This window comes from Anoxynatronum sibiricum (assembly GCF_039414295.1).
Classification (GTDB): Bacteria; Bacillota; Clostridia; order Peptostreptococcales; family Tindalliaceae; genus Anoxynatronum; species Anoxynatronum sibiricum.
Genome location: NZ_JBCITM010000004.1, coordinates 211,590 through 225,391 on the forward strand (window position 1 = coordinate 211,590; position 13,802 = coordinate 225,391).

Here is a 13,802-nt window from a genome sequence, read left to right on the forward strand (position 1 = left end):
GCTGTCTCCGGGAGGAGGCAGCTTTTTCGCAGTTTTTGCAAATGATGAAACAACAGAGGCAGACGGTTTGAGCATATTGAAGTAATCAAAAGCCCCGTGGCGATGGAGAGAGTGATGAGTGATGAGGAAGAATGTGGATGGAGAGGGTTATGGATTAAAGGGCACTGTATGAAGGTCGATGCCTAAGGATTCCAGAAGCACACGCCATTCCTGACTGATGGCCTCATCGGTAATGACTGTATCGATGCGGTTCAGATCACAAAAATAAGCGGGACGAATTATATCGAACTTGCTGGAATCCACCACCAAAATTTTCTGGAGAGAAGATTTGAGAATGGCATGTTTGGTTGGCACTTCATAACTGTTGACACAGGTAACTCCCAGGTCTTTATGAACACCTGCCGCAGAAAGGAACACTTTTTTAGCACGTATGCGGCGTATGAAATCAATGCCTTCAGTGCTTTCGAACATCTGCGTTTTAGGATGATAGTAACCACCGGCAAACAGCAAATGAATACCGGTATTGCCATGAAGAGCAGTGAGAATATTGGCGGTGTAACATAATGCTGTGACATTAAGATCATCAGGAATGTGAGGAGCTATTGTTTCAGTGGTTGTCCCCGTATCCAGAATAATAATATCGTCTTGCTCGATGAGGGAGGCTGCATAACGGCCGATGCTGCTTTTTTGGAGGTTCTGCTTCACTGTTTCTTCTGACAGGTTATAATCCTGGTCATTGCCTGTGGCAAAGCTTCCCTGATGATAGACAGCAGTGCCGCCTGCGTTTTCAGCGATCCCCCGTGTTTTGAGATGGTCCAAATCACGGCGTATGGTCATTTCAGACACCTCAAAATGCGACGCCAGTTCCCTGATGGGAATAAAATGGCGTTGTTTTAAAATATGAGTCATTTGTGTCAGGCGTGCCCCTTTTTTGCCCACGATGATCCACCTCCACCTTAACAGGATTATGTTATGATACTAACATTGCTACGTAAAAATGTAAACATCGAAACGAAAATTTCTGACTAAAGCAGCAATCGGCACAAACATTTGTTGACATTCTCACTAAAATACATTACCATAAAAGCAAATAGCAGTTCAATAATGGAGGGGCGACATGGAGAAATCCCAAATTCTGAAACATGTGGACCACACCCTGCTGAAGCCACTATCCGATTGGAAGGAGATCAGTCGGTTGTGTGAAGAGGCCATCGAATATCAAACAGCATCGGTATGCATACCGCCGGCTTATGTGGAACGTATTCATCAAACGTATGGCGAAAAGTTGGCCATTTGTACGGTGATTGGCTTTCCTTTGGGGTATCAGACAACTGCAGTTAAAGTGGCAGAAACAGCCGAAGCGATCAAGCTGGGTGCAGCTGAAGTGGACATGGTCATTAACCTTGGTGCGGTCAAGAATGGTGATTTTGAGAGCATCACCTGTGAAATAGCTGCGGTGAAAGCAGCGGCAGGTGACAGGATTGTGAAGGTCATTATTGAAACCTGTTATCTGGATGAAGTCGAAAAAATTAAATTGTGTCAGTGTGTCACCGAAGGGGGCGCCGATTATATTAAAACATCCACGGGATTTGGAACTGCAGGAGCCACCCTTGAAGACGTTCATTTGTTTCGAAAGCATATTGGGCAACAGGTAAAGATAAAGGCAGCCGGCGGCATCAGAAGCAAAGAAGACCTGGAGGCTTTTATTGAAGCCGGGTGCCAGCGGATCGGCACCAGTGGTGCAGTGGCGCTATTGACAGGCGGCAGCGCATCGTCTTATTGATGGCAGGTGGAGAAGACCTGAAAACTCAGTTGGCATGGCCCCGTTGAAATGAGACTTTCATCCATTCGGCGGGTGAATAGATAGAACCAGCAGTTCAGTAAATATCAGGAGGGAGAAAAGATGAAAAAGAAAATGGCATTGCTTTTAATTCTCATCATGACCCTGTCACTGGCGGCCTGTGGGTCACCAGCACCCGCCCCGGCTCCGTCAGAAGAGCCTGCAGGTGAAACGGAGGCAGCAGCGGAAGGTATTTCAGATGACGGCACCTTCGAACTGGCACTGATCACCGACATTGGCACCATTGACGACAAGTCCTTTAACCAGGGTTCCTGGGAAGGGCTGCGGGACTATGCAGTAGACAATGGCATTTCTCACAAGTATTATCAGCCAAGCGAAAAGAGTACCGATGCGTATCTTTCTGCCATTGAACTGGCAGTACGTGGCGGTGCAAAAGTAATTGTCACTCCGGGCTTCCTTTTTGAAGAACCCATCTTCATTGCCCAGGATCAATACCCAGACACCCATTTTATTCTCATTGATGGTGTGCCTCATAATGAAGATTACACCGAGTTCAGAACAGAACCCAATGTGGTGGGCGTGCTGTATGCAGAAGAACAGGCCGGATTTCTGGCTGGCTATGCAGCTGTAAAAGATGGCAGCCGCAGCCTGGGCTTCATGGGCGGCATGGCAGTACCTGCAGTGGTACGCTTTGGCTATGGGTTTGTACAGGGTGCCGAGTATGCAGCTGAAGAACTTGGCCTGGCTGCAGGCGATGTAACCATTAACTACCACTACACGGGTGGATTTGATGCCACTCCTGAAGTGCAGACGCTCGCAGCATCATGGTATCAATCAGGAGTAGACACTATTTTTGCCTGCGGCGGAGCCGTTGGTAACTCAGTAATGGCCGCAGCTGAACAGGCTGGCGCTAAAGTCGTAGGTGTCGACATTGACCAGTCCGGTGAGTCGGAAACAGTCATCACCTCAGCCATGAAGGGCTTGGGAGCATCTGTTTACAGCACTCTGGAAGCTTTTTATGCCGGCAGTTTCCCTGGCGGAGAAACCATTGTGATGGATGCCAGCAATGACGGCGTGGCGCTGCCAATGGCAACCTCTCGTTTCGAATCTTTCTCACAGGCCGACTATGACGCTATTTTCGAAATGTTGGTGAATGACAGCGATGGCATCGCCAGCAGCATGTTGAAAGACAACGATGTTGATTCAGCAGGAGCTATTCCAACAGAGATCGTTACCGTCACATTGGTGAACTAAAAAAACGACCAGGTAACACCTGATGCTGTTGGAACCAACTTAGGAGGGCTCTGCACCGCGGTGCAGACCCTCCTTATCCATACCGGAAACCACGAGTTGACGGGAGTAACCATGCAGGTGAGGGGTGAAGTGGATGGCATATATCATTGAAATGTGTAATATCACCAAAGAATTTCCGGGAATTGTGGCAAACGATGACATTACCCTGCAGTTAAAAAAGGGAGAGATCCATGCACTGCTGGGAGAAAACGGTGCTGGGAAATCCACCCTGATGAGTGTCCTTTTCGGCTTGTATCAGCCTGAAAAGGGCATCATTAAAAAGAATGGCGAAGTGGTGAGAATCGAAAATCCCAATGATTCCAATCGATTGGGGATCGGCATGGTTCATCAGCATTTTAAACTGGTACACAACTTTACAGTGCTGGAAAATATCATTTTAGGTGCCGAGACAGTTGCCGGCGGACGATTACAAACCAAAGCAGCCGCCGACAGTGTTCAAAAACTGTCAGAGCGATATGGTTTAAAAGTGGACATTCATGCCCGCATCGCTGATATCAGTGTGGGGATGCAGCAGCGGGTGGAAATCCTGAAAATGCTTTATCGGCAAAATGAAATTCTTATTTTTGACGAACCCACCGCGGTGCTGACACCCCAGGAAATTGACGAGCTGATGAAGATCATGAAAGAGCTGGTATCGGAGGGGAAAACAATTCTCTTCATCACCCACAAGTTGAATGAGATTAAGAAAGTGGCTGATCGCTGCTCGGTGCTCCGAAAAGGGAAGTACATCGGAACGGTGACAGTGGCAGATACTTCCATGGAAGAAATGTCAGAAATGATGGTGGGAAGAAAAGTGAACCTGATGATTGAAAAGAATCCTGCAAAGACGGGGGATGTCATCGCTCGCGTACAGGAACTTAGCATTCGCAACCGCTTGACACACAAAATGGTGGTGAACAATGTTTCGTTTGAAGTGCGCGCCGGTGAGATTGTCTGTCTGGCAGGCATTGAAGGCAATGGCCAGTCGGAGCTGGTGTATGCCATAACGGGATTGCTCCAGCCTGATGCAGGCACCATTGAAATGAATGGTGAAGACATCACGCACCTGCCCATCAGAAAACGCAATGAAAAGGGGATGAGTCATATCCCTGAAGACAGGCATAAGCACGGGCTGGTATTGGATTTTAATTTGGGATTCAATCTGGTGCTGCAGCGGTACTTTCGTGAACCATTTCAGCAAAGTGGGTTTCTGCAATATGACAAGATTTATGAATATGCAGATGAGCTCATAGGCAAATTTGATATCCGAAGTGGGCGGGGCTCTCGAACAGATGCCCGCAGCATGTCCGGAGGCAACCAGCAAAAAGCCATCGTTGCCCGGGAAATTGACCGGAATCCGGATTTTCTCATTGCGGTGCAACCCACCCGGGGACTGGACGTGGGTGCCATTGAGTATATTCACCGAAAGCTGGTGGAGGAGCGGGATCAGGGAAAGGCGATTCTTCTGGTATCCCTGGAACTGGACGAGGTGATGAACTTAAGTGATCGTATTCTAGTGATCTATGAGGGGGAAATTGTGGCTTCTCTTGATCCGAAAACAGTCACTGTACAGGAACTGGGTCTATACATGGCCGGATCGAAAAGAGGTGAGCTGGCATGAAATTCAGCTGGAAAGCTTATGTGAGAAGTGACGCCTTTTCCAGTTTTATGTCTTCCCTGATGGCCATTGTTGTCGGCCTTTTCATTGGTTTCCTGGTGTTGCTGGTCAGCAATCCATCCCAGGCGGTACGGGGGTTTGGTGCCATTCTTTTTGGCGGGCTGACTGACATGAAAAACCTGGGACAGGTGTTTTACTTTGCCACTCCCATCATTATGACCGGTCTTTCCTTTGGGTTTGCCAACAAAACCGGCCTCTTTAACATTGGAGCGGCGGGGCAGTTCATTGTAGGGGCCTATGCGGCTGTATATGTGGGTGTCAAGTGGACATCCCTTCCCGGTCATACCCATTGGATGGTGGCTCTGATGGCGGCTTTGCTGGCGGGGGCACTCTGGGGACTGGTGCCTGGTATCCTTAAAGCATATTTTAATGTGAATGAAGTCATTGCCTGTATCATGATGAACTATATTGGCATGTATGCCGTGAACTACATGGTGGTGAAGACCGTTTTTGATTCCCTGCGGAACCAGTCACTGCGTGTGGCTGCCACGGCAGTGATCCCAAAGGCAGGGCTGGACAAACTGTTCATCACCGGCAACAGCCCATCCAGTGTCAATGCGGGGATTTTTATTGCCATCCTGGCGGGGATTGTGATTTACGTGGTGCTGGACAAGACCCGGTTCGGATATGAACTGAAAGCCTGCGGCTATAATCGGGATGCGGCCCGGTATGCTGGAATCAACGAAAAAAGGAGCATTGTGCTGTCCATGGCCATTGCCGGAGCACTGGCAGGACTGGGAGGTGCCCTCTTATACCTGGCAGGAGCGGGTAAAAGCATTGAAGTGGTGGACGTGCTGGCTATAGAAGGCTTTAATGGCATCCCTGTTGCCCTGCTGGGGCTGAGTCATCCTCTGGGCATATTGCTCTCCGGCATTTTTGTGGCGTATCTCACCGTGGGGGGCTTTAACATGCAGCTCTATAATTTTGTGCCCCAGGTCATTGAAATCATCATTGCTGTCATTATTTATTTCAGTGCTTTTGCACTGTTACTGAAGGGTTTCATCCAGGCATACCTGAAAAAGAAAGACCGCCCCCTGGAAGAAGCAAAAGCACTGGCAGCCGATGCGGGGTCAACAGAGAAAGGGGGTGGCGTTGAATGAATACCATCTATTTTCTGGTACAGCAAACCATGTTTTTCTCAATTCCGCTGCTGATCGTGGCCCTGGGAGGCATGTTTTCCGAGCGCAGCGGGGTGGTGAACATTGCACTGGAAGGCATCATGATTGTGGGTGCTTTTTCAGGCATTCTATTCATCAACACCTTTCAGGCAGCCTTGCCGGGACAGCCCATCCTGCTGCTGGCGATTCTGATAGCAGCTCTTTCGGGGATGTTGATTTCCCTTACCCATGCCTATGCATCGGTTAATATGAAAGCCAATCAGGTGATCAGCGGCACAGCCATCAATATGTTTGCCCCGGCCTTTGCCATTTATGTGGCTCGCATGCTGCGCACAGTGCAGCAGATTCCATTTATGAACCAGTTTCGTATTGCCAGCGTGCCGGTGCTGGGACAAATTCCTGTTGTGGGAGACCTTTTCTTTACAAACACCTACCTGACCACCTACCTGGGGTTCATCATCCTGGTACTTAGCTGGTTTGTTCTTTACAATACGCGCTTTGGGCTGCGACTGCGCTCCTGCGGCGAGCATCCTCAGGCGGCCGACTCTGTGGGGATCAATGTGGTTAGGATTCGCTACGCCGGTGTGCTGATTTCTGGGGCATTGGCTGGTATCGGAGGACTTGTGTTTGTGATTCCCACCTCCACCAACTTTAATGCCACTGTGTCTGGCTATGGGTTTTTAGCTCTGGCGGTGTTAATCTTTGGGCAGTGGAAGCCTTCCCGTATTTTGGTGGCGGCTTTCTTCTTTGGACTGATGAAAACCATCGCAGCTGCCTATTCCGGAATTCCATTTCTGGCAACGCTGGGAGTTCCCAATGATGTCTACAAAATGATTCCTTACCTTACAACGCTGGTGGTGCTGGCTTTTACTTCCAAAACATCTCAGGCCCCCAAAGCTGCAGGGGTTCCCTATGACAAGGGAAGCCGGTAGAGCTGCCAGATCATAACACCAATCAGATGACATGTATGATTCAACCTAAAAACCGTCTGGAGTGCCACGTGTGTGGATCTCTTCAGACGGTTTTTCAGGAGTGGAGCGACAGCGGGTGATAGTCAAATCAATGGCGGGTATTCAAACATGTCACCGTTAAAAAATGAAAGTGGCAATCAGACCCGATACCAGCACAATGGGAATGGGAGGCAACTTGAACTTTCCAAAGGCAATAAAGGCAGCCGCCATCAATCCAAAAGATTTCAGATCAGGAACAGAAACCGGGTAGAGGGATAAAATGGCAGCCGCAATGAACGAGATGACAGCCGGTCGAATCCCCTTGAAGAATCCCCGGGTAATCAGATGGTCGGGATGGGCCAGCAGTGCTTTGGCAGCCACCAGCACCAGCATGGAAGTAAAGAAGACCACGCCAAAGGTGGCCAGCAGGGCACCCGCCACCCCCTTTTGATCAAAGCCGATGAAGGTGGCCAGGTTAATGGCAATGGGACCGGGAGACATCTGGGAAATGGCGATCATGTCCACCAGCCCCTGAGAACTGATCCAGCCCTGGGAATCAACCACTTCCCGGGCAATCAGGGGGAGCATGGCATACCCGCCACCAAAACTGAAAAGGCCAATTTTAGCAAAGGTGTAGACCAGTAAAAAGTAAATCATACGGTTTTTCCCTCCTTGATGCGTTCGCTGATGTAACCGGACACCATACATCCGATGATGATGGGAATGGGGTGCAGTCCTAGAAAATGAAGCAAGATTAGGGTGATGGCAGATATGGCGTAAGAGAATGGATTCTTTGGCACCGACGGGTAGAGCTTCATTAAAGAAACAATGAGTAAGGCTACGATGGCGGGGCGAACACCCAGAAAAAATTGCTGCATAAAGGCCATGTTGCGAATTTGCTGGTAGAACTGGGCAATGATGAGAATGGCGATAAAAGAAGGACTCACCGTACCAAGCACACAGGCAGCAGCCCCTTTTTTGCCGGCAATCTGATACCCTGCGTAAGTGGAGACATTCACGGCGATGGCACCGGGCAGACTTTGGCAAACAGCCAGCGTATCCAGAAAATCTTCATTACTCATAAGATGCGCCCGATCCACCAGTTCTTTCTGAATAATGGGGACCATGGCATAACCTCCGCCGAAGGTGAAGGCACCCACCCGAAAAAAGATTTGAAATAACTGCCATAAAGATGGTTTCATGAAAAGACCTCCAGGTTAAATGACGAAGTAATATAGGGAGATAAAGCCGAAAAAACCGGCACTAAGAGAAAAAAAGTTGCATCTAATGGCTGATGAAGGTATAATAAACCAGGTTTTCAATCCATTAACGGATAGTTTTTGCGGGTTATGGGTACATATACAACTGAAACCTTCATGACAGGCCCGGATAAACCGGTGAACAACAGCCATGATAACAGCATACCGGATTTTGAATCAGGATACAAGGGAGATGAAAAGAATGACTGAACAGAATGAAAAAATCAGCCAGCGGACACTACCGCTGATTCCTTTGAGAGGACTGACGGTGTTTCCATATATGGTCCTTCATTTTGACGTTGGAAGGGAAAGATCAATTAACGCGCTGGAAGAAGCTATGGTCAGTGATCAGATGATCTTTCTGTCATCGCAGAAAGAAGCAGAAACCAGCTCGCCTGGGGCAGAAGATGTTTATGAAGTGGGAACCATATCCAGAATTAAACAGATGTTGAAGCTTCCCGGAGATAACATCAGGGTACTGGTGGAAGGCATATCCCGGGGGCGTGTGAAGCAGTTCGTGCAGGAAATTCCTTACTTCATGGTGGAAGTGGAGGAATGGGAAGAGAGTGACCTGCCATCGGAAGACCCTGAGACGGAAGCGCTTATGCGAAGTGTGATTGATGCTTTCGAAAAATATATTGAAGTGAGCAATAAAATATCACCGGAAATATTCATGACCATCACTGAAATCGAAAACCCTGGGCGCCTGGCAGACAGCATTGCTGCCAATATTATTCTTAAACCACATCAGAAGCAGGAGATACTGGAAGCATTTGAAGCAGTGGAGCGCCTGGAAGTGCTTTACCGATTTTTGCTGGAAGAAATTGAAATTCTTGAAATTGAAAAGAAGATCAATACACGGGTAAAAAAGCAGATCAACAAAGTACAGAAAGAGTATTACCTGCGTGAGCAAATGAGGGCAATTCAGAAAGAATTGGGCGAAGATGAAGGTGTTGTGGAAGAGGTGGACCAGTACCGTAAGCAGCTGAAAAAAATCAAGCTGCCTAAAGAGCTTCACCAGAAGATTGAGCGGGAAATCGACAGGCTCACCAAACTACCTGCTTCATCAGCTGAGACAGGTGTTATTCGAAACTACATTGACTGGGTGTTGAACTTACCCTGGCACAAGGAAACCAAAGATCGGCTGGATTTGAAACGATCGGCAGAGATTCTGGACGAAGATCATCACGGGCTGGAAAAAGTCAAGGAGCGTATTCTGGAGTACCTGGCGATTCGTCAGTTGTCCAAATCGATGAAGGGCCCCATTTTGTGCCTGGTTGGTCCTCCTGGAGTGGGAAAAACCTCCATTGGCAAATCGGTGGCCCGTTCTCTGGATCGAAAGTTTGTACGCATGTCACTGGGGGGCATGCGGGATGAAGCTGAAATTCGCGGACATCGTCGCACTTACATCGGTGCCATTCCCGGACGAATTATCAGCTCTATCCGTCAGGCAGGTACGCGGAATCCGGTTTTCCTGCTGGATGAAATTGACAAATTAGCCAATGATTTCCGGGGTGATCCGGCATCGGCCCTGCTGGAAGTGCTTGACCCGGAGCAAAACAATGATTTTACCGATCACTTCATGGAAATTCCCTTTAATCTGTCGAAGGTGATGTTCATCACCACGGCTAACTCGTTGGACACGATACCCCGGCCCCTGCTTGATCGAATGGAAGTCATTCGAATTCCCGGTTACACTGAAGATGAAAAATTGGCCATTGCAGAAAAATACCTGCTGCCAAAGCAGATAAAAGATCACGGATTGCAACCGGAAAATCTGAAGGTATCAGAAAAAGCCCTGCGGGAAATGATCAACAGCTACACACGGGAATCCGGTGTGCGTAACTTGGAACGACAGGTGGCCAATATTTGCCGCAAGGTGGTGCGGCGCATTGTTGAGGAAGATATTAAGTTCGTGCGGGTGACACCCGGCAATCTTAAAAAGTACCTGGGAACCCCCCAGTTCCGCTATGAAATGGCGGCTCAAAAGGATGAAGTGGGCATTGCCAGAGGGTTGGCTTGGACGGTAGTAGGTGGTGATACCATCTCCATCGAGGTGACACCCATGAAAGGCACCGGAAAGCTGGAACTCACCGGGCGACTGGGAGACGTGATGAAGGAATCGGCCCGGGCAGGCATCAGTTATATTCGATCCCGTGTGGATATGTTCGGCATTGATCCTGACTTCCACTCAAAACAGGATCTTCACATTCACATCCCTGAAGGCGGGACACCGAAAGATGGTCCTTCTGCCGGGATCACCATGGCAACAGCGGTGATTTCTGCACTGGCAGGCATACCTGTTCGTAAAGATGTGGCCATGACAGGAGAAATCACACTGCGGGGCAGGGTACTGCCCATTGGTGGAGTGAAAGAAAAAGTGCTGGCAGCCCGCAGAGCTGGCATCAGAAAAGTGTTGCTGCCCAAAGACAATGAAAAAGATGTGGAAGAAATCCCGGAAAATGTTCGTAAAAAAATAGAATTTGTGTTCGTTGAACACATGGACCAGGTGCTGGAACATGCGCTGGTACAAGGAGAAAAAGATGATCATTAAAGAAGCAGCCTTTGTGGGAAGTTTTGTGAAGATGGAACAGTACCCAGTACCGGATATGCCGGAAATTGCCATGGCGGGTCGATCCAATGTGGGAAAGTCATCTCTGATTAACACAATGTTAAACCGTAAAAAATTGGCCAAAACCAGTTCGACACCTGGCAAAACCCGCACCATTAATTTCTACAAAATCAATCAAACGTTCTATCTGGTTGATCTGCCCGGCTACGGGTACGCCAAAGTCTCCAAAAAGGAACGGGAATCCTGGGGAGGGATGATCGGTACCTATCTGTCCCGTCGAAGCAGCCTGCAGGAGGTGGTTCTCCTGGTGGATTGCCGCCATGATCCCTCGGGTGAAGACAAGCAAATGTACGAATGGATTCAACAGCACGGTTTTGGTGGCGTGGTGATTGCCACAAAGGCAGACAAACTATCCCGCTCCAAGCTGACACAGCAGCTCCGCCGGATTCGAAATCAGCTGGGAATGCCCAAAGAAGCAGTGATACTGCCGGTTTCTTCCCTTAAGAAAGAAGGCAGTGAAGCGGTATGGGAAGCCCTGGCAGATAAACTGAAGCCATTGACAGATTTACCGGATGAACTGGATCGAGATCTTGAAACAATCGAACTAGACAGGCAATAAAGGCAGATGACCGCCATCAATGCCTGAGACAAAAAAGAAACTCTTTGTGGGAAACAGAGAGTTTCTTTTTTGCATCTCTTGCAGCCAATTTTAAAGTGAGTTCTGCTGGCGGCGTAAAATCTTATTCCAGTTGGTTTCGGCAATAATCATGCCACAAAGAATCAGAACACTTCCCACCACTCCCTGGGGTTTGAGAGTTTCGCCCAACAGCATAAAGGCAAAAACCGCGGCAAACACCGGTTCGGTGGTGAAAATCAGGGCTGTTTGGGTGGGTGTGGTGTATTTTTGCATGTGATTCATCACGATATAAGCCACTGCAGTTGAAAGAACAATCAGCAGAGACAGATTCAGCCACACAGTTCCTGCAGTGGGAATAATGGGTGACTCCCAGATCAGTGTGACAGGGAGGCTGAGAAGTCCCACCACAGAGATCTGAACAATGGCAAGTGCAAAAGAATCAGCAGTTAGCGTGAACTTGCCGATGGTAATGATGTGAAGAGCGAACATGAAAGCAGCAGCCAGGGTGAACAGGTCGCCTTTCTGCAGGGGCGCACTGCCATCCAGTGATAACAGAGCCAGTCCTGTAAGAGCCACCAGGGCGCCAGCGATGGATGCACGAGGGGGGATTTTCTTCAGAATGAGTGCAGACAGCAGTGGTACAATCACCACAGAAAATCCAATGATAAAGCCGGATTTGGAGGCTGTGGTGAAGTTCAATCCATAAGCCCATAATCCATAGGCAAAGAAAAGAACGGTGCCAATAATGGTGCCGTGGAGCATTGTACGCCTGTTTAGGGTCAGCATCTTTTTATAAAAAATGATGGAGCAGATCATTCCGGATAAAATAAAGCGAATGGCCAGAAAATTGAATGTCTGCAAATGATCCAGTGTATTCTTGGAGATGACAAAGGAAGAGCCCCATAACATGGAGACTCCTAATAGAGCCAGGTTGGCTTTGGTTTGACGATTCATGGGTCACATTCCTTTCAAAATGGATACTCACTGACATCATCATACCGGGCCGGCAGCAGAAAAGCAATGAAGAAAAAACAAATCATCAAAAAAACGACGAAATTCATTGAATCGACATGAAATGATACAGATAAGATTAATAGAATTACACAAAAGAGCAGAAAGCGGTAGCTTTCTGCTCTGGATGAATACTGTTATATGACGTGATCAGTAAGACTGCTGTTAGTTCTCGGGTTCAAACATATCTTTTCCGGCACCACAAACAGGACATACCCAGTCTTCTGCAACATCAGCAAAGGCTGTGCCGGCGGCTACGCCGGAATCTGGATCTCCTTCAGCAGGGTCATACACATAACCACATGGCATACATACATATTTTTCCATCGTTTGATCTCCTCTCCAGGATAGATTTATTCAACTCAACATCCTTGATACCCGCTGATTTCAGTGCTAAACAAATAATAGCGTCATTCCTGTAAAAAAATGTGGTATAATGGCGATACATTCATTGAAGTGAAAGCGGATAAGGAGTGAAACGCATGGAACAACAGGAACGGGCTGATGTGATTAAACGGCTGAAGACCATTCGGGGGCATCTGCAGGGTGTTGAAAAAATGATTGATGAAGGAAAAAACTGCGATGAAATCATGCAACAGATCACAGCCATCAAATCCTCTGTTGAAAAAGTGGGATGGCTGATCATCCGGGATCATGCGGCAGATTGTCTCATGGCTGAGCCCATGACAAAGGATGAGGTGAATAAAACCATCCAGCGCATTGCCCAGTTTCTCAAATAAATATGAAGATATTCGACAGATGAAGGCGAAACGGAGGTTGGCGGAATGGAAAAACAGCCCAAAAATATTCTGGTGGTGGATGATGAGGAGCATATTCTTGAACTCCTTAAGTTCAACCTTGAAAAAGCAGGCCATCAGGTACACATGGCAGAAAATGGACAGGAAGCACTTAAGTTGCTGGAAATGCATCAAATGGATCTGATGGTGCTGGATCTTATGTTGCCGGATCTTGACGGGATTGAAATCTGCAAGCGCATCCGGGCATCAGAAAAATATGGGATGCTGCCCATTATCATGCTGACGGCCAAGTCTGAGGAAATTGACCGCATATTGGGCCTGGAACTGGGGGCTGACGACTATATGACCAAGCCCTTCAGCGTCAAAGAACTGGTGGTAAGGATCAAAACAGTCCTTCGCAGAACAGAGCATCAGGTGGGTGAAACCAACGCTCTTATTGAATGGGGTCAACTGGTCATGGACTTGGCCAGGCATGAGGTCACCATTCAGCATCAGCCTGTGGACCTTACGCTGAAAGAGTTTGAATTATTGCGGTTTCTTCTTCAGAATCGGGGACGGGTGATGTCGCGCAACTTTTTACTGGATGAAATATGGGGGTACGACTATTTTGGAGAGACACGCACCGTTGATGTTCATATCCGCAATATACGCAAAAAACTGGGCGATTTCAACATGGAAGATATGATTGAAACTGTTCGGGGTGTGGGATACAAAGTCAGGTAGGA

The 13,802-nt window shown here is 48.2% G+C and carries 14 protein-coding genes; 9 read left to right on the forward strand and 5 right to left on the reverse strand.

Features of this window, described 5'->3' with window-relative positions; all coding sequences use genetic code 11:
* Positions 1–147: 147 nt before the first annotated feature.
* Positions 148–939, reverse strand: a complete 792-nt coding sequence (locus AAIG11_RS06075; RefSeq protein WP_343185344.1) for a DeoR/GlpR family DNA-binding transcription regulator — start codon at positions 937–939, stop codon at positions 148–150.
* A gap of 178 nt (positions 940–1,117) precedes the next feature.
* On the opposite strand from AAIG11_RS06075, the gene deoC reads away from it, so the two are divergent.
* The 5 genes from deoC (at position 1,118) to AAIG11_RS06100 (ending at position 6,822) form a co-directional block, all read left to right on the forward strand.
* Positions 1,118–1,783: a deoxyribose-phosphate aldolase gene (gene deoC / locus AAIG11_RS06080; protein ID WP_343185345.1), complete on the forward strand. Its 666-nt coding sequence runs from the start codon at positions 1,118–1,120 to the stop codon at positions 1,781–1,783.
* Between the two features lie 120 nt (positions 1,784–1,903).
* Positions 1,904–3,055, forward strand: a complete 1,152-nt coding sequence (locus AAIG11_RS06085; protein ID WP_343185346.1) for a BMP family ABC transporter substrate-binding protein — start codon at positions 1,904–1,906, stop codon at positions 3,053–3,055.
* A gap of 133 nt (positions 3,056–3,188) precedes the next feature.
* Positions 3,189–4,715 (forward strand): ABC transporter ATP-binding protein, encoded by a 1,527-nt coding sequence (locus tag AAIG11_RS06090; protein ID WP_343185347.1) that lies wholly within the window; start codon positions 3,189–3,191, stop codon positions 4,713–4,715.
* Positions 4,712–5,872, forward strand: a complete 1,161-nt coding sequence (locus AAIG11_RS06095) for an ABC transporter permease (protein ID WP_343185348.1) — start codon at positions 4,712–4,714, stop codon at positions 5,870–5,872. The genes AAIG11_RS06090 and AAIG11_RS06095 overlap by 4 nt, the downstream gene beginning before the upstream one ends.
* On the forward strand, positions 5,869–6,822 hold the full coding sequence (locus AAIG11_RS06100) for an ABC transporter permease (RefSeq protein WP_343185349.1): 954 nt from the start codon (positions 5,869–5,871) through the stop codon (positions 6,820–6,822). Before AAIG11_RS06095 ends, AAIG11_RS06100 begins: the two co-directional genes overlap by 4 nt.
* A 156-nt stretch (positions 6,823–6,978) precedes the next feature.
* Here the strand turns inward: AAIG11_RS06100 and AAIG11_RS06105 are convergent, their stop codons facing one another.
* Positions 6,979–7,497 (reverse strand): chromate transporter, encoded by a 519-nt coding sequence (locus AAIG11_RS06105; protein ID WP_343185350.1) that lies wholly within the window; start codon positions 7,495–7,497, stop codon positions 6,979–6,981.
* Positions 7,494–8,042 carry a chromate transporter gene (locus tag AAIG11_RS06110; protein ID WP_343185351.1) on the reverse strand — a complete coding sequence of 183 codons (549 nt, stop codon included), beginning with the start codon at positions 8,040–8,042 and terminating at the stop codon, positions 7,494–7,496. Before AAIG11_RS06110 ends, AAIG11_RS06105 begins: the two co-directional genes overlap by 4 nt.
* A gap of 259 nt (positions 8,043–8,301) precedes the next feature.
* Between AAIG11_RS06110 and lon the strand changes: the two genes are divergently transcribed.
* Both lon and yihA read left to right on the forward strand, forming a co-directional pair.
* Positions 8,302–10,653 (forward strand): endopeptidase La, encoded by a 2,352-nt coding sequence (gene lon, locus AAIG11_RS06115; RefSeq protein WP_343185352.1) that lies wholly within the window; start codon positions 8,302–8,304, stop codon positions 10,651–10,653.
* Entirely contained in the window at positions 10,643–11,290 is a 648-nt protein-coding gene (gene yihA / locus AAIG11_RS06120; protein ID WP_343185353.1) for a ribosome biogenesis GTP-binding protein YihA/YsxC, read from the forward strand. The genes lon and yihA overlap by 11 nt, the downstream gene beginning before the upstream one ends.
* A 90-nt stretch (positions 11,291–11,380) precedes the next feature.
* Here yihA and AAIG11_RS06125 read toward each other — a convergent pair whose 3' ends face one another.
* Both AAIG11_RS06125 and rd read right to left on the reverse strand, forming a co-directional pair.
* Entirely contained in the window at positions 11,381–12,262 is an 882-nt protein-coding gene (locus AAIG11_RS06125; RefSeq protein WP_343185354.1) for a DMT family transporter, read from the reverse strand.
* A 222-nt stretch (positions 12,263–12,484) separates the two neighbouring features.
* Positions 12,485–12,646, reverse strand: coding sequence for a rubredoxin (gene rd / locus AAIG11_RS06130; protein ID WP_343185355.1), 162 nt, complete (start codon positions 12,644–12,646; stop codon positions 12,485–12,487).
* 155 nt (positions 12,647–12,801) lie between these two features.
* Between rd and AAIG11_RS06135 the strand changes: the two genes are divergently transcribed.
* Both AAIG11_RS06135 and AAIG11_RS06140 read left to right on the forward strand, forming a co-directional pair.
* Complete coding sequence (locus AAIG11_RS06135; RefSeq protein WP_283409675.1) at positions 12,802–13,059, forward strand: metal-sensitive transcriptional regulator; 258 nt, start codon at positions 12,802–12,804, stop codon at positions 13,057–13,059.
* Positions 13,060–13,104: 45 nt separating this feature from the next.
* Positions 13,105–13,800: a response regulator gene (locus AAIG11_RS06140; protein WP_343185356.1), complete on the forward strand. Its 696-nt coding sequence runs from the start codon at positions 13,105–13,107 to the stop codon at positions 13,798–13,800.
* Positions 13,801–13,802 lie beyond the last annotated feature (2 nt).